Origin of the sequence: Pricia antarctica, from assembly GCF_900101815.1 — a bacterium.
Taxonomy (GTDB): Bacteria; Bacteroidota; Bacteroidia; order Flavobacteriales; family Flavobacteriaceae; genus Pricia; species Pricia antarctica.
The window spans coordinates 619,579-642,930 of sequence record NZ_FNAO01000001.1; the positions used below are offsets into that span (position 1 = coordinate 619,579).

Annotated in this window: 8 protein-coding genes; 4 read left to right on the top strand and 4 right to left on the bottom strand. The window is 46.5% G+C overall.

Going from position 1 to position 23,352, the window contains the following annotated elements; all coding sequences use genetic code 11:
* The first annotated feature begins 57 nt into the window (after nt 1-57).
* The gene (locus BLT07_RS02590) at nt 58-996 is read left to right on the top strand and encodes an SPFH domain-containing protein (RefSeq protein ID WP_091865386.1); all 939 of its coding nucleotides are present in this window, start codon (nt 58-60) and stop codon (nt 994-996) included.
* Nucleotides 997-1,140: 144 nt separating this feature from the next.
* Here the strand turns inward: BLT07_RS02590 and BLT07_RS21275 are convergent, their stop codons facing one another.
* From BLT07_RS21275 to BLT07_RS02610, 4 genes are all read right to left on the bottom strand, one after another.
* On the bottom strand, nt 1,141-1,359 hold the full coding sequence (locus tag BLT07_RS21275; RefSeq protein ID WP_245726428.1) for a DUF6327 family protein: 219 nt from the start codon (nt 1,357-1,359) through the stop codon (nt 1,141-1,143).
* Nucleotides 1,356-1,706: a hypothetical protein gene (locus tag BLT07_RS02600; protein ID WP_091865388.1), complete on the bottom strand. Its 351-nt coding sequence runs from the start codon at nt 1,704-1,706 to the stop codon at nt 1,356-1,358. The genes BLT07_RS21275 and BLT07_RS02600 overlap by 4 nt, the downstream gene beginning before the upstream one ends.
* Before the next feature lie 3 nt (nt 1,707-1,709).
* A complete protein-coding gene (locus tag BLT07_RS02605) occupies nt 1,710-2,039 on the bottom strand; it encodes a YtxH domain-containing protein (protein WP_091865390.1) in 330 nt (109 codons plus the stop codon).
* A gap of 328 nt (nt 2,040-2,367) precedes the next feature.
* Entirely contained in the window at nt 2,368-4,050 is a 1,683-nt protein-coding gene (locus tag BLT07_RS02610) for a glutamine--tRNA ligase/YqeY domain fusion protein (protein ID WP_091865392.1), read from the bottom strand.
* A gap of 221 nt (nt 4,051-4,271) precedes the next feature.
* Between BLT07_RS02610 and BLT07_RS02615 the strand changes: the two genes are divergently transcribed.
* Genes BLT07_RS02615 through BLT07_RS02625 form a run of 3 tightly spaced genes read left to right on the top strand, consistent with a single transcriptional unit; the run spans nt 4,272 to nt 23,337 of the window.
* Entirely contained in the window at nt 4,272-6,530 is a 2,259-nt protein-coding gene (locus BLT07_RS02615) for a T9SS type B sorting domain-containing protein (protein WP_091865393.1), read from the top strand.
* Nucleotides 6,531-6,536: 6 nt separating this feature from the next.
* Entirely contained in the window at nt 6,537-8,684 is a 2,148-nt protein-coding gene (locus BLT07_RS02620; protein ID WP_091865395.1) for a PorP/SprF family type IX secretion system membrane protein, read from the top strand.
* Between the two features lies 1 nt (nt 8,685).
* Nucleotides 8,686-23,337: a T9SS type B sorting domain-containing protein gene (locus BLT07_RS02625; protein WP_091865397.1), complete on the top strand. Its 14,652-nt coding sequence runs from the start codon at nt 8,686-8,688 to the stop codon at nt 23,335-23,337.
* The last annotated feature ends 15 nt before the right edge of the window (nt 23,338-23,352 follow it).

Sequence of the window (23,352 nt, forward strand, 5' to 3'; positions counted from 1 at the left end):
CATACAAATATGCTAAACTCTCACTATCTTCATTAAATCAACTAAAAACTAAACATAATGGGCAATTTTCTTCTTATCCCCGTAATCTTCATTGCGGTAGTTATCCTTTTTTCATCCTTCTTTATTGTCAAGCAACAGACAGCGGTGACCGTTGAGCGGTTTGGTAAATTCCACAGTATACGCGGCTCTGGTTTACACATGAAAATTCCCATCGTAGACCGTATAGCGGGGCGTTTGAGCCTTAAGATACAACAACTTGATGTTATCGTTGAGACCAAGACCTTGGATGATGTATTTGTCAAGCTCAAAATCTCCGTTCAGTACGTCGTACTTAAAGATAAGGCGTATGAGGCGTTCTACAAGCTGGAATATCCGCATGAACAAATAACCTCATATGTATTCGACGTCGTGCGCGCAGAAGTCCCTAAAATGAAGCTTGATGATGTGTTCGTAAAGAAAGACGATATCGCTATAGCCGTTAAGACCGAATTACAGGAGGCTATGTTCGACTATGGTTTTGATATTATAAAGACTTTGGTAACTGATATTGATCCCGATCAACAGGTCAAGAATGCCATGAACCGTATCAATGCTTCGGAGCGCGAAAAGATCGCCGCTCAGTTCGAAGGGGATGCCGCACGTATTCTTATCGTAGAAAAGGCAAAGGCCGAGGCGGAAAGCAAGCGTCTTCAAGGGCAAGGTATCGCCGATCAGCGTCGAGAAATAGCACGTGGTCTTGAGGAATCCGTAGAAGTTTTGAATAAAGTCGGTATCAATTCCCAGGAAGCTTCGGCGCTAATTGTGGTTACCCAACATTATGACACCTTGCAGTCTATCGGCGAGGCGACAAATACCAACCTCATTTTGTTGCCCAATTCCCCGCAGGCAGGCAGTGATATGCTCAACAATATGGTAGCTTCCTTTACGGCCAGTAATATGATTGGGGAAGAGATGAAAAAGAATAATCCCCCGAATATAGGAAGTAAGAAAAAGTAAGGAAAGTAGTGTATTTAGGAAGATACCCCTAACCTGAAGATAACGCCCCTAAGTCCTAGGTTCAAATTTGGTGGTCCATGGTCCGTGAAAATGCAATAATCCCGATAAACTCACGTTTATCGGGATTATTACTATTCGGCAATTTTATTTGCTGAATTTATTAAAAACTTTTTTGGCGAAAAGTGATATTAAAAAACTTTTGACCAATCCTCCAAAACCTCCGAGAAGATGGGCAGGTTGTAAGCTCTGCTTTGTGAGACTAAAATTCATCTTCAAATTCTCCATATCGATTTCTCGTTGAAGCTTTAGAATTTTAAGATCATTGTCAATTTCCTTGAATGATGTATATTTTTTAGGAATCATATCTCGTCAAAATAGAATTCTGAAAACTTTTTAAGTAGCGGTTTACGTAATGAGTGTCTGAAAATATATATGAGCAAACACACCACTAAATAGAACCCGCCAACTATCAAGAAACCATATGAGGTTTTTCCCAACTCGGTTCCTATATAAAAAGCGGCACTGATTGACAAGAACAATAATGCCATCATCAATGTTATGCCCACCGAGGCGATTTTTACAAAAACCATCAGCCCTTTCATAAGAACTTTAAAGCCCTTAAGCTTGTAAAATTCCCTGCTAGATTCTATATAAGAACGCGCTGTAGCTTCCGCCTCGGAAAGGTTTTCTTTTACTTCTTCAAATGCCATACATTATTTCTGGAGTTGGGCATTTTTCTTTCTCAAATCTTCCAATTTCTTTTCTAGACCCAGAATGATATCATCGGCCTTGTAGCTCATGTTCGAGACAGTCTTGTCCAATTTGGCTTCAAAATCCAGCTTTTTAGCTTCCGCCGTTTTGGTCAATTCTTCCGTGGCATGTGATATGCGGCTCACGATGTCATCACTGGTCTTTTTGGCCTGTTTGCTGATTTTCTTTCTGGTGTTATCTCCCTTATCTGGTGCATACAAAATTCCAACGCCAGCGCCAATTGCGGCTCCGGTCAATAAGGCTAACATTATACTTCCACTATCTTTTGACATATTTTTAAATTTTTAAATTAAAAGTTACTATTTGGTTCATTAAAGTTGCTAAAAGTTCTACCCTAATCACTAAGACGTAAGATAAAACATAAAGCGTTAGAAATGGCAATATACTTGAAATAATTAGGCCGGGTTGCCCCTATCACAGCAAAAATTGACACAACCAAAGATTTAGGGAGAAAAAGCCCTTAAGAGGCGCTTTTCTAATCAAAAAGGCCTAATGTCAAGGTGCACACTATGAGTTTTGCGATACCACGGCAAATCCTCTTAAATCGAACACTTTGGCATAGCTAAAATCTATCGGATTATATTTTTCGATATCTACTATTTATTTGTCCTGAATCTTTGCCCAAGTATCCCGTAAGCCCACCGTACGATTGAACACCAATTTTTCTTGGGAAGAATCGGGATCGACACAAAAATAACCCAGTCGCTGAAACTGGACGCGATCGCCAATTTTCGTTTTTCTAAGACTAGGCTCCAAATACGCGGTAATGACCTCCAACGCATCCGGATTGATGAAATCCATATAATCTTTATCTTTATGAGTATCCGGACTTTCATCCGAAAATAACCGGTCATATAATCTTACCTCCGCTTCTATCGCGTGCTTCACGGAAACCCAGTGCAGGGTCCCCTTTACCTTTCGCATGCTTTCTTCGGTGCCGCTGCCGCTTTTGCTTTTGGGATCATAAGAACACTGTATTTCAACAATATTGCCCTCGCTATCCTTAGAGCAGCTCTCAGCCTTAATGATGTAAGCGGATTTCAAACGGACTTCGCCACCTAGCTTAAGGCGGAAAAATTTGCGGTTGGCCTCCTCCTTAAAATCAGCTCTTTCGATATAGATTTCTTTGGAAAAAGGAATTTGCCGTGTGCCCGCTGATTCATCCTCGGGATTGTTCTCGGTTTCCAGCCATTCTTCTTCTCCCTCCGGATAATTGGTAATCACAACTTTGACAGGATCAAGAACCGCCATAACCCTAGGGGCTATTTTGTTCAAATGTTCCCGGGCGTGAAATTCCAAAAGGGATACATCGATAAGGTTTTCTCGTTTGGCGATTCCGATTGTATCCGCAAAATTACGGATGGCTTCCGGGGTATAGCCCCTACGCCGTAATCCGGATATCGTGGGCATTCTCGGATCGTCCCATCCGTATACCACTTTTTGTTCGACCAACTGTAATAATTTGCGTTTGCTGACCACGGTATGGCTCAGGTTTCTTCGGGCGAATTCACGTTGTTTGGGACGTATTTTTTCAGAATCTACCACTTGGTCTAAAAACCAATCATAAAGCTCCCTGTGCATCGCAAACTCTAAAGTACAAAGGGAGTGGGAGATTTGCTCGATGTAATCGCTCTCCCCATGTGTCCAGTCGTACATGGGATAAATACACCAATCGGTATTAGTGCGGTGATGGGGCTTATGTAACACTCGGTACATTATCGGGTCCCGCATCAACATATTCTGTGAGGCCATGTCGATTTTAGCTCGTAGCACATGGGCACCTTCCTCAAATTTTCCATCTTTCATTCCCTCGAACAATTCGAGATTTTTTTCAACGGAACGGTTTCTATGCGGACTATTACTTCCCGGCTCATAAGGAGTGCCCTTTTGAGCCGCCATCTCTTCGGAAGATTGACTATCCACATACGCTTTTCCCTCTTTTACCAACTTAATCGCCCACTCATAGAGCTGTTGGAAGTTATCCGAGGCATACCGTTCGGTATCCCAAGTATATCCGAGCCATTCAACATCCCTTTTTATAGCGTCTACATAGGCTTGCTCTTCTTTTATGGGATTGGTATCGTCAAATCGGAGGTTGACCGGCGCATTATATCGCAAACCCAATCCGAAATTGAGACAAATCGAACTGGCGTGGCCAATGTGTAGATAACCATTGGGCTCGGGCGGAAAACGAAAACGCAGATCGCTAACGGAATACCCGTTTTCTAGGTCTTCTTCAACGATATGTTCGATAAAATTCAATGATTCGCCCGTTTCACTCATAACCTAGTTTTTTAAAGCTCCAAAGGTACATAAAATGGGATAATCTCCCCTCTTTCCCTATCCCATTCATACAAATAATCCCGTTTCACAACAGTTTTATCCCATGCCACAACATTAAATTTTCCACGCGTACTATATAGCCCATATTTGTTGATGTATTGCAATATCTCTGGATCCCAAATCCAAAAAAAACAGTAGTAACCCAAAAACTACGCCTACTTATGAAAACAAAACTACTTAGTTCCGTACCTCAATTTTTCATGGCCTTTTTGCTGCTCGCAGCCGCCCAGGTTTCCGCGCAAAGTTTGACGATTCTAGCCCCTAAACCCGCCGATAATAACAACTTATGTTCAGAACCGCCGTGTAAAAACGCTTGGGATAAGGTTTGTGCCGGTGCCAATGGAAATTTTAATCAATATTTCGCCAACGTCGTCTATGCTGGCACCCCCAACAGCGACAACGAATGGATATTGGAACTCTCGGATGCTTCCGGAAGTTTTAGCAACCCCGTTGAATTGGCCCGGGAATCGGACAACACTACCGTAAAGACTAGGGGATTCGAATTTGCCATACCCACAAATACAAGGGGTGCGGCCTATGAACTTCGCGTAAGAAGTACTAGCCCTGCGTCTATTGGACAACCCACCTCCGCGTCCTATAGCTTCTATTATATGGATTTCACCTCTGCCCTTGCCATTAGTAAAGACGGTAATGGTGTCATCGGGGATGTTTGCAGTAGTACCAACAGCGTGCGTTTGGAAGTACACAACCTACCTTCTCCGGAAACCTATCAATATGAATGGTACCGTAGCGGTTCATTACTTCCCACCAAAACCCATTTTATTGAGGCGACCCAAGATGGATATTATACGGTACGCATTAATTATGGCCAATGTTCCGGTAGCGGAACCACCGACTCCAATGCGACCCAGGTTACCCTAAACGCATCCGGACAGGGCATCGCTATCAGCGCCCCTTCAAAAACAGGACTGTGTTCTGGCGAATCGGAAAGCCTTAGTATCGACACGACCGATTCTGCTTGGTCCTATCAATGGTATAAGAACGATACGGCCATACCAGGAGCTGTTGCTACTACATATACGGTTAACGGAGCAAACATGAATTTCGATGGGGACTATCAAATCGAAATCTCAGGTACGGGAATTTGTACCGAACGTACGCCTGCGGTTACCATAACCAATGCGGGCGTATTCAACGTAACAAGAAACAATTCGGCTAACCTAGTGGTTCTCCCGTCTGACAGCGAGACTTTATCTATTACAACAGACGCCAATTCACCGACGTATCAATGGTATAGAAATAGTACGGCCATCCCTTCTTCCAACAGCAACTCGCTAACGGTTTCCCAAGCGGGCACCTATTATGCCAAAGTTACCTCAAGCGGTTCCTGTAGTTCAACCATAACTTCGGAAACCACAGAGGTGGTAAGTCCAAGTGCTTTCCGATTTGAAATCGATTATGCGACCGCTTACGAATCCTGCAAAAGTTCTAGTATAGTGCTGGAAGTGGATAAAATTTATGCGGAACTATCCGACAGCAGTGAAATTGATGTAACCGCCGATGTGGCCACCAACTTTACCTATCAATGGAAAAAGGATGGCACCGATTTATCCGGAGAAAACGCACAAAGTATCAGTCTGACCTCGAACAACGAAAACGGAAACTATACGATAAAAGGCGTTTCAGGAAGCTTTAACGCTACCTCGAACGCACTTCCCGTGCAACTTGGTAGCAGTAAGTCAACTACGATTACAAGCACAAGTACTGTATATTGTAATGCTTCGGATACCATTACCTTAAATACGGATACCGATTTGGCAGGAGAAACCTACACCTGGGAAAGGGATGGGGTTTCCGTCAATTCTACGGACAGTGCTTTAACGGTAACAAAACCGGGCACCTATCGCTTGGTGATTCAGAAGGGGATTTGCCCGTTGACTTCCAATGAAATCACCATCACTCCGTTAGACCCAGACCTGATTACCCTGAATATCGAAGGCGATGTCGTCTTTCCGGAAGGAAGTTCAAAGACGATTACTGCCAGCGGCGGATCCGCCTACCGATGGTTCGATGCCGGCAATGCGGAAATCGCTACCGGTGCGTCCGTCACATTTACCGAGGAAGGAAGCTATCTGTTGATCGCCAATCTCGACAACTGTGAGGTCAGCAAACCAATCAAGGTCACGTATCTCGACCAGTTCAACATCCCGAACGTAATTACGCCTAACGGTGACGGATCGAACGATCAGTGGGTTGTTCCGAATTCCTATTCCGGTAAATCCGATGTCCGAATCATCATTTACAATGCCAAGGGTGCCGAGGTATTGAACACTGCCAACTATCAGAACAACTGGCCCGAGTCTTCAACGTCTTTCTCCAAACAAAACATGGTTTTCTATTATGTGATCAAGAATGCCACCACGACCTTGAAACAAGGTACCATAACCGTTATCAGATAACCGACCATGAAATTTGTAAAGCACATAGCATTGGCACTTTTCGCTGCCTTAGCCCTTACGAATGTTCAGGCGCAGGAAGACGACCCTATTTTACTGTACAGTCCCGCCTCACAAAACCTGCTGAAATTCAACAGGTTTTTGATCAACCCGACTTTTTCTACTGTCCAGGAAGATAAGTCGTATGTCAATCTATTACACAGAAACCAATCGGTACAATTTCAGGATAACGACCAGACCTATTTCTTAAGCTATAGCGGTAGAGTAGGGGATAGAAGCGGATTAGGTCTAAGTGCCTATACCCAGAAACTAGGCCCGATTTCCAACATTGGGGTTCTGGCCAATTATGCCTATGGAATCAAATTAAGCGACAAGAGCAATTTTACCTTTGGGGGGAACTTAGCGTATTACAGTACCGGATTAGATCGGAACAGTGTAGATGTTATCGATTCCAATGACTTTCGCTTGAACGGTACTGAAGACAGTAACGTCCTATCCTTTCAGCCTGGCTTCAACATTTCGTTCGGACAGTTCGATTTCGGCGTATTTGCCGAAAACCTGTTCGATTACAACTTAAAGACCAGTAAGTCTTTGACCGCATTTGGCGACAAGACCTATTCAACCCATCTACAGTATACGTATCCCTTTCAAAATGGGGACGGCATTATGGAAGGTAGCCGCCTAATGCCTATAGCGCGGGTACGTATGAATGGCCAGAACCGAAGCGTTTCAACCGATGAAGCGCCTCAAGACCTTTCTTATGGCGGCGGAATCATACTCGATTTACCCAAACTGGGCTGGTTGCAGGGCGGTTATGATAGTTTTTACGGGGCATCCGCAGGGGCAGGATTCAACATCAACAGAAGGCTTTCCCTCGGATATACCATGGAAAAGGATTTTTCTACCGATTTCAACAACCTGGGGATTACCCATGAAATATCGTTTGCTTACTCCTTTACTCCGAACCTTACCGAAGACCGGGTGATGTTGGAAGATGATTATGAGGATACGCTTGTAGAAAATGATGAAGGTGCCAAGAAAAACGATTTTGCCGCTAATGAGGAAATTGCCGAACTAAAAAGGAAACTTGCAGAGAACGATGCCATCATCCAAGAACTGATGTTCCGCCAGGATTCTTTAGAAAACGGTCGCCAGCAAGACTTGGAAAACCGCTTTAATAGAGTTATGAGCATGGTGCGCAACGAGACCAACGGTAAACGGCCGGACCTAGAAAAACAAGCAAAAAAACTTTTCTTGGGAAATGCAGAAACACCATCAATTACTGTAAGCAATTCAGGTAACGACGGAAATATAATGCCTGGTACGGTCTCTTCTACTAAGCCGAGCCCCCGTGATTTAAACACGGGTAGTAAAGATGCAGTAGCCCAAAATTCAGATAATCGAACACGGCCTACCGTTGTTCAAGACAAGACCCGTAACCCTGTGGAAGCGGATGAGTTTACCGAAACCGCCAAGCACAGCAACGTTAAACAAAGAAAATTTAGAAGTCTTGACGGTGTGCAAGATGGCTACTATGTTATAGCGAACGTCTACAAAGGCGGCAAATACATGGAAAAGTTCATCAACGATATGAACAACCAAGGCTTTACTCCCGATTATGTTGACAACCCCGAAAACGGACTTAAATACGTGTACCTAAAACGCTTCGATACTTGGCAAGAAGCCCTAGATGCCCATAAATCAGGCATGAACGGCAAATATACCGGTGAACTTTGGGTTATGAACGTCGACAATCGCTATTCTAACGAGGCTTACGCCAGTAATGTGGATAAGCTCAAGGAGAAATCCGCAAAATACGGTACCGATGTCCTACAGCAAAACGTGATCGTAAAAGATCAGGTCGCCAACAAGGAACTTTCCGCAAAGACCTACCAAATCGAAGGCATCGGTTCGGGGTATTACATTATTGCCAATGTGTTCGCCAACCCGAAAAACGCCAATCGTTTCGTCAAACTATTGAACTCCCACGGGCTTAGTGCCGGATACTTTATCAACCCCGAAAACAACTGGAGGTACGTATACCTGAAAAAACACGCCTCTTGGAACAGTGCCCTACTAGCATACTACACCAACCTAAACGACTCGTATACCGACAAAATGTGGATAATGCGAGTTAGACCAAACCTAGTGACCTAAAATGAGCCTGACTAGACCGACCAAAAAACAATGCCTTTTATTTTTTGCCCTTTTCATCGGTAGCCTTTACGCTTCCTATGCGCAAGAGGTCGCCCCTTTTGCGCCACGATTAGATGGCGGTAATATCGAAATACGGGGGGATATCATTTTTGTGGGGAACAATATTCTCAACCGGGCCACACAATCCGATCCGGGGCAGGCCAACACCCCTTACAACGGCAACAACAATAACAATTCGCTGTGGATGGAGTATATCGACATCGATGGAGATCCTTCAACCTTTAGCTCCAGTAGTGCCGAACTGAACATAGCAGACCCCGCCTGTTCGCAGGTGCGCTATGCCGGGCTATACTGGGCCGCCACTTACCCCAATGAGCGAAGTACGAATGGTGGTGCGTCGTTTAGCGGTACGCCCAGAATAGAGGACTGGTTCAACATCAAATTTCAGGTGCCAGGAGGTTCTTATGTAGATTTGACCGCCGACACGACGGCAGACCCTGCGGGTCAGGAAGACGACATTATCTATGATGGTTACAACTATTCCAACATCAATAATTCATTTAAAGACTCGCCCTATATATGCTATAAGAACGTAACCGATTTGGTTCGCGGCAATACCAACCCGAACGGCGAATATACCGTCGCCAACGTTCGTGCGACAAAAGGGAAAAGAAACGGATCGAGTTCGGCGGGTTGGGTAATGGTCATTATTTACGAGAACCCTAACGAATCGGGTAAGTTTATCTCGACTTTTGATGGATATGCGGGGATGTCCGGCGCCGTTGGAAACGTAGATGTTGCCGTCAACGGCTTTAGAACCCTTCCGACTCCATTTCCGGTACGCGCAAGAATCGGTGTAGGAGCATTAGAGGGTGACCGTGGCATTAAAAACGACCGATTTAGAATCAAGGCGAACTCCGCCAGTGGTGGGTTTACACAGTTATCAAATGGCCCGAACCCCGGAGACAACTTTTTTAATTCCACGATTACTACAAATGGTAATCAAGTTCCCACAAGAACCCCTTATGGAACTAATACACTAGGTACGGACCTAGACTTGTTCAACCTTAATAATCCGAGCAACTCCGTTTTGCCTAACGGGGAAAGTGGGGCAACAATCCGCTTTACTTCAAATGGCGACGGTTATGGTGCGTTTTTAACGACATTTGCCGTAGAGATTATCGAGCCCAACATTATTCTCGAAAAAAGGGTGGAGGATATAGCCGGAAACGACATCACCGATGGGGGTGTCAATCTCGGACAAACCCTTGATTATGTGCTCTCGTTCCGAAACCTCGGCAACGACGATGCGGAGAACTACAGCATTCGGGACGTATTGCCGACGAACACCACCTTTGTCAGCTTCGATGTCTCCGGGGCCCCGGGGGTAACCGCCAGTTACGATGTCTCTACCAATGAGATAGACTTTACTGTGCCAGACAATCGAGTGGAGATCGGCGATCCGGCTTATACCATTCGACTTCGGGTGAAGGTCGCCTCGAACTGTTTCGATTTTGTCGATGCCTGTTCTGACCAAATCCAGAATCTGGCCTATTCGACCTATAGGGGCGAAATCAATAGTGCCACTATTACCGACGATCCCAGTGTGTCGGATTTTGATAACTGCGGCTTTGTAACGCCTGGTGCCACCAACTTTTTGCTGGATGACCTTTCGGACTGTACTTTTACAAGAACCGTTGAACTATGCGGTGCCAATACCATTCTGTTCGCGGGTGAGGACTTTGACTCCTACGTTTGGGTCAGGGACGATAACAACAACGGCCAAATAGATGGTTCGGATACGATAATGAACGATGGCGACCCTGACAATGACCCAAGCACGCTATTGGTCGATGATATCGGCACCTATATTGTCGATAAAATAATTCCAGACCCCTGCAAAGGTTTTAAGGAAATTATTATCGTAGAACGTTTCGGCAACACCCAGACCAACCCGATTATCGACTATTTCAACAAATTAAACGGCGATACCGATTCGACCAATGATATTCAAGGCGAAATCGTAACCTGTAGTGTCGATGGCGACCTGATGCCAAAAATATTCCTCTGCGGCACCAATGATTCCCAACTTATGCAAGTCAACATTACCGATGCACAAAGTTTGGTTTGGGAACGGCTTGATGAAAGCTCTATTGGCGTAAATGGTTGTACCGCCTCAGCCAATGATTGTGCCAATAAAAACCTGAGTTGTGGTTGGAATCAAGTAGATACCGGAAACAATTATACGGCCGATACCGCCGGAAAATACCGATTGGTAATTAACTATACCGGCGGATGTTTTAGTCGGTTCTATTTCGATGTTTTCCAGAATAGTCTAGACATTCTATACAACAATAGGGATATTATCTGTGACCGCGACGGCCGCATTCAAATTACCAATTTAGGCAGCAATTACGGGTATCAACTCGTAGACCATGCCAATAACACTATTTTAGTTCCTTTTAGCGCAGGACATGGTCCTTCATTTGATTTCGGTACAGGCGAAAATGGATCGTATCGGGTGGAAGTTGTTCAATTAGATGATGCAGGAGCCCAGATTCCCGGCGCCTGTATTTTCAGTACAGAGCCCATTGGTGTACGCGATCGCGATTTTCAAGTCGACATTACCACCACGCCAGCAAACTGTAATGCTCAAGGTAGCATTAAAATCGATGTGCTGAACGTTAGGGCCGACTATACCTATCGGCTGTTACGTTCGGACGGGACTTTGATCGATGATGAAACGGCACAACCGAACAATACCTATACATTTACGGTAAATCCCGGCAACTACACTATTGAGACCAGCACCGCCGATGGTTGTACGGATTCGCAGAATATTACGGTCGACCGTATTCCTAATCCCACATTATCCGGGGTCACAATGGCAAATATTGCTTGTTCCGCCGGCACCATCGAATTGACTCGAACCGGTGGACAAGGAAACCCAGATTTTCTATATGCTATTTGGAGCATGGATGGAACAGATCTTTATCCGAATATTCCCTCCATACCGGCCGATGCTTATCAAGTAAGTTCGACATTCAACTTCGGATGGCGCGATGACAATGGTGATGGCGACGATGAATATATCTCTGGGGAGGACGGCACCTATGAATTTGTCATCATCGATGCCAACAACTGTTTTGCGTTTTCGAATCCGGTCACTATAAATGACAACGGTCCTACGATCATTGATACCATTACCGAAACCCAACCGTCATGTAGCGGAGATAATGACGGGGCGTTAACGATTAATGTATCTGGTGGTGTTGCTCCTTATGAATACAGTATCGACAATGGGGCAACCTATCAAACTACGCCAAATTTTGTCAATTTAAGAGCCGACACTTACGCTATTAGGGTTACGGATGCTTCCGGTTGTGATGTATCACAGACCTATAACCTGATAGAGCCTTTCCCTATGAGTGCATCCGCCGGGGTGTCGCGTGATGCTACCTGTGACCCAATGGGTGCCGAAGTACGGGTCACCAACGTGGTTGGCGGCAACGGTTCTTACCAATACAGTTTTGACGGTGGGGCAACTTACGGAGCATCTACGATTGCCGTGCTCCCTCCTGGGGATTATACGGTAATCGTAAGTGACGGTTCCTGTGAATTCCCGATGGCTGTTACCGTTGAAGATGTTCCTGACGAACCGACCGTTACCCTTACGCCCGAAGTAAGTTATCTTTGCAACGGTAGGGCCGTTGTTACGGCAACTCCGGACATAGCGACCTATAATTATACGTATTACTTGGATGGCGTTTTAAATTCACCCGATCCCACAAGCAATGTTTTTCCGAACGTCCCTCCAGGAACGTATATCGTAAGTACCAACTATAGCTCACAGACGCCCCCGACACCCAGTTTGTTGCTACAAGAAGATTTTGGGTATGGTACTACTATCCCGAATCCGAATACTTCTGGCTATTTTTATGAGAACCAACAGGATAATGTAACCCCAAGTGGTGCCCCAATAGACAACGGAGCTTTTATCAATGACTACGAATATGCCGTAACCAGTAACATTGAAAGACCTTTTGGTGCGTGGTGGAACCCTGAAGACCATACGTCGGGTGATAGATTGACCCAAGGGCGCTATCTCGTAATTAACATAGGTGCACCAACCCCTGGGCAGGTCATCTATCAAAAGCCTATCAACGATATTATTCATAATCAACCGATTAGTGTCTCGCTATGGTTGACCAATTTAATCCGTTCAGGAAACCGAGTAGCACCAGATTTGACTATCGAGTTACGACATCCTACTACAAATGCGTTAGTTACCTCATCAAACACGGGTGCCGTTCCTGAAAATGTTAATTGGAACGAATATGTGCTATCCCTAAATCCCGGTGCGAATTCGAGCTTAAATCTTGTAATTGTTACTAACGAAAGTGAAGTTAGCGGTAATGACGTAGCTATCGACGATATTACCGTTTACCAAACGCCCGAGGTCTGCGAACTATCGGTAGAAACCCCTGTAACCGTTGAAGCCGCAAAGGTCTTTACAGCCAATATCACAGCTTCTTCGAGTGTTAGCTGTAACGGCTTAAACGATGCCTCTATCACCTTCGAGGTCGAAAATTTTGAGGCCACGAGCGGTTTCGATTATTCCTTGGACGGAGGCACGACTTGGATCAACTCGATCAGCTCTCCCGTAACTACAACTGCCCCTTTAGGAGCCGGAACGCAACGCATCGACATCCGAAAGGCTAACGAAACTACCTGTACCACTTTTGTGGAACAGACAATTACACAGCCCAATGCTCTTATAGCAGGGGGAAGCGTTACCACACCCTATACCTGTGCCAATGGAGGCGCGACGATTACCGCCAGCGTGAGCGGCGGAACGCCAACCTATCAATATCAGTTGGAAGATACCGTTGGCACTCCGATCGGAAGCTTTGATTTCGCCACCAATGGTAATAATACTGTCTTTGCAGGATTAGCTCCCGGCGACTACTTCGTTCGGGTACGGGACAACAATACGTGTGAGAATGCCGCGGCCGTAACGGTCAACGATACGGCTCCGGTCGTCTTTGACGTAGATCCGACCTCTTGTTATACGGGGGGCAATTCCGCAAGCATACAAGTCAATGTTACCGACGGAAATGGCTGGTATCTGTTCAGGATCAATGGTGGACCATGGATCACCCCTTCGCCTGCCAACGCCACAACGCACACCTTTAACAATCTGGCCAACGGAAACTATGATATCGAGGTCAAGGACGCATTGGGATGTCCAAACCCCCTTCCGGCGCCAACATCGGTGAGCATCGATCCCCAATTAACGGTATCGGCTTCCGCACCGAATATAACTGCTTGTGCCACGGATACCGATATTTCGATTTCCACTGCCGGTGGCGATACGAACTATGCTTATGCGGTAATCCCTAACGGGAATACTGTCGCCGATAGCGATTTCAGCACCGCTAACCCGTTTACCGTATCGGCAGCAGGAGATTATGATGTGTATGTGCGAGATAATAACGGCAACCCCGGTTATTGTTCGGCGATGCATACAATTACGGTAGCAAAAGATGCGCCTATTGACATCACCGCAACTCCGACCGCAGTAACTTGCTTCGGCGCTTCGAACGGGGCGATTTCCATTGCGGTCAATTCCGGCGGAAACGGCCCGTTTATGTATAGTATCGACAACGGCGCTACCTATGTATCCGGAAATAGCTTCCAGAATTTAGCGGCAGGCACCTATCCTATCCGTGTGCGCGATGCAAATCTGTGCGAATCCGTGCCTGAGGATGCCATAGTTACGGAGCCCGCACAATTGGTGGCCGAGGCCGTTCTAACGCAAAATTACACCTGTCTTGTCGACGGGGAAATTACAGTAGGAAGCGTTACCTCGACATCGGGCGGTTCCGGCGATTATCAGTATAGCATCAACGGCAGTACATGGACGGCATCTACCACAGTCGGCCATACTTTTGCCAACTTGACCGATGGTACGTACAGCGTCCGCGTTCGCGATGCCAATGCGACCAATTGTGGCATGAATCTGCCCAATATCGTTATCGACCCCTTACCGACCGAACCTACATTGACCCGTGCAGTGAGTTACAATTGCGATGGCAGTGGAAATATCACCATAACACCTTTCGATGCCTCCTTTACCTATAGCTTAGATGGTACGGCCGGTGTTTCTGGTGCCGGTGCCAATATCTTCAACAACGTCACCTTAGGGATCCATACTGTTACCGTCAACTATGGAAGAGCGTGTACTACGGACATTAACGCAATCGTAGCTGATGGAAATGCATTCGAGGCCTCAATTACAGCCTCTGAGAACCTGGATTGTAACGGGGACGCCTCCGGTACGATTACCATCGATGCCGATAATTTTGGTGCGGGAGGTTACGAATATAGCTTGAACGGTGCTGCTTTTGTCGGGCCGTTTACTACGGCAGAACAGCTTACCGGACTTTCGGCAGCTGCGCATACCATCGATGTACGCGATGTTGATAATGCCATTGCCGGTATGCCCGGTTGCACCGTACCCTTAAGCCGAACATTGACAGAGCCTGCGGCAATGGCGGCTTCAGCCAGTATTACCGAACAATTGACCTGTACCAACGGTGGTGCCACTATAACCGCTAGCGCAACAGGTGGAACTCCCACCTATATATATCAGTTGGAAGATACCGGTGGAACAGCCATAGCTTCCTACGATTTCGCGACTAACGGAAACAACACGGCCTTCTCAGGTCTTGCCGCAGGAGACTATATCGTACGCGTCAGGGATACCAACGGCTGCGAAGATGAAATCGATACTGCCCTAACGGTCGACCCGACGCAGGCCATAACCTTTGATGTGACTCCCGTTGCCTGTTACTCCGGTGCCAACGATGGAACCATTGTAGTCAACGTTACCGATGGAAACGGCGGCTATCAATTTAGGATCGATGGAGGTCCATGGATAACACCTTCCCTGGCTTCCGCAACTACCTACACCTTCGAAAACTTGGCGGACGGAACCTATGGCATAGAAGTAAGGGATTCCTTCGGATGCCCCTCCCCTTTGCCTGCACCTCAAACGGCAACTGTTGCTCCACAACTGGTTACGTCCGTAGATGTCCTGGCTATCAGTGCCTGTAACGATGGCTCGATCACCGTAAACGCAACCGGTGGAAACGGCATCTTGGTATATGCAATAGTTCCGGCAAATACAAGCCCGTCCGGACTATATACTACCACGAGTAGCTTGGTCATTGACAATGCAGCGGCTACCTCGAATCCCGCAGGTTACGACGTATATGTGCTTGACGACAATGGTTCGGGTACCTGTGCATTTGTACAGGAAGATATTCTCTTGACCCCCGTTGCCTCTTTAACGGTAAGCGGTACGCCAACAGACCCTGAATGTTACGACGGTCTTGGAGCTATCGATGCTACCGTAGGGGGCGGAACCGGGCCTTTTACTTATGATCTTGTAGATCTATCCCCGGCAGATGGCATCGATTACGGTACATCCAATGCTAACGTTTCAACCACATCCTTAGCGTTCAATGGAATTGGTGTCGGTGATTATGAAATTACCATTACAGATGTCAATAGCTGTACGGTAACCTCATCTACAATTACAATTAACAACGCCGTCGAAATTACGGCCAACATTTCACCGCTACTGCCAACAACCTGTACTAGTACGACTGAAAGTGATTATGGGTTCGAGTTTTTAACAGTAACCGCTCCCACAGGAACTGTTGAATACAGTAACGACGGAGGAACTACTTGGCAGGCTTCGAACGAACTACGGGGTACTGTGTCAAACCCGACATTTTCGGGTACGTCGGTATATCCTTCTATTCGGGTCACTTTGGCAAGTGGCACTGTCTGTCAAAAAGATTTTCCGCGATATCTTATTCCATATCCTTTGGATAACTTGGATATTAGTATCAGCGCCATTGTTGTTAACTGTAACGACCTACAAGTTAGGGTTCAGGGTACCGCTGGGGTCGCTCCTTATGAGTATTCCTATGCTGAAGACCCTGCCAATTTTAACCCTGGAACAGCGACATGGCAACCGGGCGGAACTATAGATTCAGGCGGAAATACGGTTACTGCAGGTGATGGACTTTACAATTGGACCGGTCTGACCCCTGGAAGAACCTATGTGTTCTACGTAAGGGATAATTCAGGATGTGTACGTCAAAGTCTTATCAATGTTAATGACTTGATTGCCGAGCCGATAGAAATAACGGTAGATGTTACGCCCAGCTGTTTCAATGCAGCACCTGGAGTAGGAAACGGGGAAATTACGTTTACACTTAATCCTAGTGCTTCAAGCACCCATATTCGATGGGAAGTTTTCGAATTAGGAAATGCCACGCCCATTCAAGTTAGTGGCGGAGGAGCTTCCGCAGTGAATATTCCTTACAACAATACAATCACGGCGACAGGTCTTGCCGAGGGCGAGTACTATGTGCAAGTTGTTCAGTCAGACGGCACCACGGACACCTGTACAGGTGGTAGTGAAAATGCCTTAGTCGATCAACTAAATGCAATAACCGCAACACCTGTAGTGACCCGGAATATCTCCTGTAACCTGCCCGGATTGATTTCCATAAACGGAATCAATGGTGGCGGCGGCCCCGCTTATACCTTTGATGTAACCGGACCGGCTGGATTTACAGCTTTAACCGGATTAAACAGTAATCCTGTACAAATTCCGATCAATTCACCTGTTGGCAATTACACCGTTACTATAAACGATCAATATGGTTGTCCGGTCGCTTTGGCCCCGGTCGCTTTGACCTTGTCGCCGAATCCGACTATTACATCCGTTACACAAGACAACTGTAACGCGCCTATAGCCCTTACCGTGGTCGGTGCCTCGGCAGCGGGAAATATCCGTTATGCCATCGTACCAGCAGGCGACCCCGTACCTACCACATACTTAGATAATAATGGTGTCTTTAATAGTGTTGCCCCAGGCTCTTATGATGTATACATTATAGACGGCAATGGTTGCACCAATTCACAAGCTGCGTTTGTTGTGCATCCTGTTTTATCAGCCAAAACGGAACTTACCAAGGTGTTGGATTGTACCGCCTCACCGGAGGCGACCATCAGTATCGAAGCCTTGACCGGATCTGGAAGTTATGAATATTCCATAACCAACACCGCCGGGGCGCCCGCTGTTGTGCGCACCGCTTTTGGCGGAAGCGCCTTTGATTACTTCGCGCCATCCGCCGGTGATTACACAATCACTATTTATGATACCAATACTCCCGATAATACAGGCTGTAACAGGGCGTTTGTAGTAACCGTTCCTGCAAGAATAGAGCCCGTAGTAGCCAATATAACAGCAACGGATATAACTTGTATAGGTGATACGGATGGAACGATTACCATTTCCGCAGTTGACAATGGCGTAGGCCCATATTCCTTTGAAATCACCTCTTTAGATGGTGCCGCGACTAGCATCAACCCGACAAATTCAACGAATACGACTGCAACATTTGCGGGCTTGGCGCCTACTATCGCCGCAGGTTATATAGTGACCGTAACCGCCGATGCCGGCACGAACAACTGTTCTACGGATAGCGCCGCGATTACCATCGCAGAGCCCTCGACCATTGTAGTGACCTTAGATCCAATCGTAGAATTTGCGTGTGCCACTGGAAATAACGATAATGATGCAAGTATTTCGGTTGCAGGAGTTGCTGGCGGATCAAATACTTTTGTTCGCTACGAATTTATCAACGACCAAGGTACAGCCGCTACTGGCGACGACGTGGTCGTTCAGAACGGTACAAATACCGTTTACACGGAAACAGATACAGATGGTGGCACTTACATTGTAAATGTTTATGATAACAAAGGATGCGTAGGCAGTACAACGGCCACCATTTTGCCCTTCGTAGAAATCAGCGATCCAACCGTTACCGTCGATAGCGATGTTACCTGTAACCCCGGCGACGATGCCCAAGTTTCTATTGGGATTACCTTGAATCCTGTTACTGGAACACCGAATATAGAATATGCGGTTGCAGGTACCGATAATGCGTATAATGCACCTAATCAGGCTTCAAATATATTTACTGCACTAGGTATCGGCAACTATGAAGTTACCGTAACCAACACGGATACCGGATGTTTTGTCCAAACCACTTTCGAGCTCGAAAATCCGAATAATTTTGAGATTATCACGACCACGGTAGATGTCGAATGTCATGGAACTGATGGGTCGGTAAGCTTTACAATCAATGATCCAGTAAACCCGTATTCCAATGGATTTACTTGGCAGATTTATGATTCGCAGGGAACTGCCGCTGTCGGAGACGATGTGCCCATCGTCGGAGCCAACGGGATTTGGGCCACTTTCGGCCCGACTACGCCGTTTGCCATCGGCGCAGGGGAGTACCGTGTGGAAGTTGCCCAAGATTCAAATCCATTATGTGTGGCGTCGGAATTCTTTACCATAGCCGGGCCAAGCGACCCGATTACAGCGGATAGAGACGTCAACCCTATCACTTGCATAGGCAACGACGGTGTCATCGAAATCATTGACGTACTCGGCGGATGGGGCGGTTACGAATACTATGTTGGAACTACTGCGCCCGCTTCTGCATCTGTATTCGTTACCAATCCTAGATTTGATACGCTTTCCGCTGGAACGTATCAAGCCTGGGTCATTGACCAAAATGGATGTCAGACAGAAGTTCAGAGCAATATAATTCTCGACGATCCGACACCGATAACCGCAGACCTACAGATCAACCAAGCCAATTGCACCAATTTTGAGGGCGAAATAGAAGTTAATAATGTCTTGGGCGGCCAAGGCAGCAATTATACGTATCAATTAATCAAAGATGGTATGGCCATACGCGCGCCACAAAACACGAGAGTATTCTCTGGATTGGATGCAGGCATCTATGAAGTACAAATCACGGATCAGTGGACGTGTATGTTTACCACGTCGCCGGCAGAAATTTTATTCGAACCCATCTCGCCTTTGGCAACTGTGGTTAAGACCATAGATTGTTCGACCACAGATTCGGGAGGGCAGATTACCATAACACAGACAGGTGGTTCGGGCAACTTCGATTATATTGCGAATTATCCTGATGGGTTTACCTCGGCCTTCAATTCAACTGGCGTATTTACTGGCCTAAATCAAGTGGGTGATTATGTGTTTACGATTACCGACCAAGATGCGGCGCAAGCCTGTCCGACTTACATCTCGCAAAGGCTCGAAACAGCCGTACAACCCGTTATGTCGATAGATACGTTTATGGACGTCACCTGTAATGGTGCCGATGACGGAACCATCTCCGTTAGCGTTCCCGACAATGGGGTAGGACCCTATACTTTTGAGATTACCTCCGGGCCCGGCAGTTCTACTGCCTTCCCGATAGCAGCAACCTCATCGACTGCCACAACAGCGACATTCAACGGTTTGGAAGGAACCGCATCGGGCATTACCTATACCATCCGTGCGACGGGCATAAACGCTTGTACGGACAATATTAGCCAACAAATCGTCCAGCCAGATGCTATTGCGAACGTAAACGCGACCGTAACAGAATTTCTCTGTGCCGCGGGCAACAATTCGAACCACGCTGTCATCGCCGTTGACCCTACGGCTATCACCGGCGGTTCGGGTAGTTATGTGCGCTATGAGTTCATCAACACGACGACCACGACAACAGTTCAGAACGGAGCCAGCGCATCCTATACGGAAACCGATGTCGCAGGCGGGGCCTATACCATAAACGTCTACGACGATAAAGGCTGCGTGGGAACTACCACCACTACGATTCTCCCTTTTGTAGAGATCAGCCTTCCAACCGTCACCACTACTCAAAATGTAGCTTGTTCACCATTGAACAATGCTGAAATTGAAGTGGGAATTACCGTTACGCCAGCGACTGCGACCCCTAATTTAGTATATACTTTGACAGGTATCGGTTCGACGGTATATCCTACCCAAACTATTAGCTCTATGAACAACCCGGAGACATTCGCGGGTCTAGAGTTCGGCACCTATAGTGTTTCTATTACCAATACGGATACCGGTTGTGTTATCAACACCGTTCATAAAATCAATAACCCCGATACCATTAAAGCAATCGCTACCAAACTTACTGATGAAGAGTGTTTGAACAACGGTATAGATGATGGCAGTTTTAGCTTAGAGATAAATGATTATTCAGGGGATTATAGCTATCAAGTATATGATAGGGATGATAATGCTGTGGTCGGTTTTAGCGGCACTGGTAATACCTCTACCGTGCTCCCTCCGGTTACCGGTCTTCCCGGCGGTGTTTACTACGTGCGCGTAACCGCGACCAATGCGCCTAGGTGTGATGATAATTCCAATTACTTTACCATCAATGCCCCAAGTGCAACGATAACCGCGACCGTCCGTGAAGAAGCTAATGTAACCTGTTCGAACGACCAAGGTAAAATCTTTATAGACCCAACGGGCGGAAAAGGACCTTATACTATCCATCTGGAAAACACGGATACAAGCCAAGTGTACAACGAAACCAACGTATCCGCCTTTATTTTCGAAGGCCTGGCCGCAGGAGATTTCAATGTCACCATCACGGATGCCTTTGGATGTGTGTTTTCGGATACTTACGAATTAATTCGACCTGACGATATCGTGCCCACTATAGCTCAGACTCCCTTGACCTGTTTCGATGGCAATACGGCAAGTATCGCGACTAGCATTGGACCTAGAACCAATCCGACCGCACCTGTTTATGAATATCAGCTGTTGAGTTATGGGGATAATCCCACTAATACACCGCAACAGTCCGCATTTCAACCGTCGGCTAGTTTTACAGGCTTATCCGCTGGATTTTATCGTGTGTTTGTAAAAGATAATGTAAGCTGTTCAGATGAAAGCAATATCATAGAGATAGTCAATCCCACGGAAGTAGAAGCGGCGTTGATCAGAACAAGCCCATTGACCTGTGCTACGGGCGTCGAATTAGAGCTGAGCGCCACTGGCGGCAGCGGCATCTACGAATACAGTACCGACAAAGCCACATGGAACCCCATGACCGGCAACAGCGCAAACCTACCCTTAAGCGGTATGTTGAGCGCCGGAGTCTATCAATATTATGTCAGGGATGCCGCAAATAGCTGTGCCGCAGTACTATCGAATTCCATCGAAGAGGATATCATCGAGAATGTGACCTTGATTGTCGATAAATCTGCAGCGGTAATCAACTGTAATGGTGACAATACCGCTATCATTTACGCAAGCGCAACAGGTGGGCTTGGAAACTATGAGTATTCGTTGTATACCAATGCTTCGTTAAGCGCTGCTTCCCGGGTAGCCGGACCGCAAGCCGACGGAGAGTTTAGTGGATTGGCCATGGGCAGCTATTATGTGAACGTGACCAGTGGAAATGCAATTACCAGGGATTGTACAGCTCCCGCTGAAGAGGTAATAATTACCGAGCCGGATTCCGTATCCGTTGTAAAACCTGACGATTTCACCAATGTATCCTGCAACGGCGCCAGCGATGGTACGATAACCGTTGAACTCACTGGGGGTGTAGGCCCATATCAATATGCCATTTCACCCAATCTGAACAAATTCGAAAACGAAAACACGTTCGAGGACTTGGCTGCCGGCGCTTATAGGGTTATCGCTACAGATCGTAACGGTTGTTTTGTATATCTGGATTATACCATAATTGAGCCTGACGTACTGGAGGTAACCCCTACCGTCTTGGCGGAAGTCTGCGAAGGTGAAGAAAACGGCTCTATAGAACTATCGATTATCGGAGGTACCTCGCCGTACAGTACCCGTTTGAACAGCGAAACCAACTTTGTTCAGGGCAGGACCGTCGTTAGTGATTTAGCATCCGGTAGCTATATCGTCTTTGTGAGGGACGCCATGGGCTGTGAGGAATTTGTGTCCGTAACCATCGATCCGGGCGTAAACCTGAACGCCAGCGTAGAACCGGTGTATGGGTGCGAGGATAACATCCCCAGCAATTATATCAATATTGTATTGAATGATGCCAGCATTTCTCAAGAGGTGTTATATGCCCTTGATTCGGAAGACCTGAACGATATGCAATTGAATCCGTTTTTTAGGGATATTGCCCCGGGAACGCATTATATCGCAATCTCCCATGCCAACGGATGTATCGTGACCCATAGCTTTGAAATCGAAGACTATGAGCCCTTGACCATCAGTGTCGAACAAAGTAACATCAATGAGCTCACCGCGACAGTAAATGGCGGCAAGGAAGAGTATACCATTTATTTTGGGGATAAAAATAACGGATCGGACAATACGTTCATAATAAACCGTACTGACACCTATGTGGTAACCGTGTTAGATGAAAATGGCTGTGAAGCTTCTGCCAATATCTTTATAGAGTTCATCGATATCGATATTCCGAACTTCTTCAGTCCCAATGGAGATGCGGAGAATCAGTATTGGAAACCACAAAACGATGAAGGCTTCCCGCAGATACTAACGATCATATTCGATCGTTATGGTAGGGAAGTGTACCGTATCGGCCAGGGAGATCGCGGATGGGACGGTTTTTACCAACAGAACGAACTGCCCACAGGCGATTACTGGTACATCATAAAACTCAACGGCGAGAACGATGATCGGGAGTTCGTCGGACACTTTACCCTATATCGATAAATTCTTAACCTACTT

Excerpts from the sequence above, each read along its gene's own strand:
- BLT07_RS02590 (WP_091865386.1), top strand. The coding sequence starts at position 58 with ATGGGCAATTTTCTTCTTATCCCCGTAATCTTCATTGCGGTAGTTATC.
- BLT07_RS21275 (WP_245726428.1), bottom strand. The coding sequence starts at position 1,359 with ATGATTCCTAAAAAATATACATCATTCAAGGAAATTGACAATGATCTT.
- BLT07_RS02600 (WP_091865388.1), bottom strand. The coding sequence starts at position 1,706 with ATGGCATTTGAAGAAGTAAAAGAAAACCTTTCCGAGGCGGAAGCTACA.
- BLT07_RS02605 (WP_091865390.1), bottom strand. The coding sequence starts at position 2,039 with ATGTCAAAAGATAGTGGAAGTATAATGTTAGCCTTATTGACCGGAGCC.
- BLT07_RS02610 (WP_091865392.1), bottom strand. The coding sequence starts at position 4,050 with ATGAGTGAAACGGGCGAATCATTGAATTTTATCGAACATATCGTTGAA.
- BLT07_RS02615 (WP_091865393.1), top strand. The coding sequence starts at position 4,272 with ATGAAAACAAAACTACTTAGTTCCGTACCTCAATTTTTCATGGCCTTT.
- BLT07_RS02620 (WP_091865395.1), top strand. The coding sequence starts at position 6,537 with ATGAAATTTGTAAAGCACATAGCATTGGCACTTTTCGCTGCCTTAGCC.
- BLT07_RS02625 (WP_091865397.1), top strand. The coding sequence starts at position 8,686 with ATGAGCCTGACTAGACCGACCAAAAAACAATGCCTTTTATTTTTTGCC.